The 515-nt window shown below is 40.2% G+C and carries 1 protein-coding gene; it reads left to right on the top strand.

The features are described 5' to 3' along the window. Positions 1-232 precede the first annotated feature (232 nt). Positions 233-322 (top strand): putative holin-like toxin, encoded by a 90-nt coding sequence (locus FOY53_RS24330; protein ID WP_222435348.1) that lies wholly within the window; start codon positions 233-235, stop codon positions 320-322. Positions 323-515 lie beyond the last annotated feature (193 nt).

Raw genomic sequence — 515 nt, 5'->3', positions numbered from 1 at the left:
CATCAGTATTTGTTTCATTTTTGTGCTGGGACTTTTTTTGGCGTTGCGAAGCTATACCCGTATAGAGACAAAGTAGAGTGTGTAAGCAGAAAAAGACGATGAGTGTCCATATAAGATTGGCTGGATAAGTATGTAAAATGTTGTCGCTTAAGGACGGATTTACGTGCTATAATTCCAGTAACAACAGAATGGCTTAGGTGGGCGGTCGGCTAAGTCTCCCGGAAGGGAGGTGATGCCTGTGGAGGTTAAAGATACGCTGATGTTGATGATTCAATTTGCAACGTTAGTGATCTTGATTGTTTCCTTCAACAAAAAGAAATAGACCGCCCTCTGGAAAAGGTTAGCGGTCTATTTTACTAATCCAACCCTACAGCCACCGCCCTTATAAGCGGCTGTTGTAAAAGAGTGAGGATGTTAGAGCATCCTTACTCTTTTTTAAGTATATACCTATTGTCTATAGTTTATCACAAGAAAAACCATATTGACAATATGGAAAACCTTTTATGGGCAGCTTT

Source organism: Puniceibacterium confluentis (assembly GCF_007923445.1).
In the GTDB taxonomy this organism is placed as follows: Bacteria; Pseudomonadota; Alphaproteobacteria; order Rhodobacterales; family Rhodobacteraceae; genus Puniceibacterium; species Puniceibacterium confluentis.
The sequence above is the reverse complement of the archived record's forward strand: the minus strand, read 5'-3'. Positions and strand labels throughout refer to the sequence as shown.

What these genes read in the sequence shown, in the direction of transcription:
- FOY53_RS24330 (WP_222435348.1), top strand. Translation starts at nt 233, where the DNA reads ATGCCTGTGGAGGTTAAAGATACGCTGATGTTGATGATTCAATTTGCA.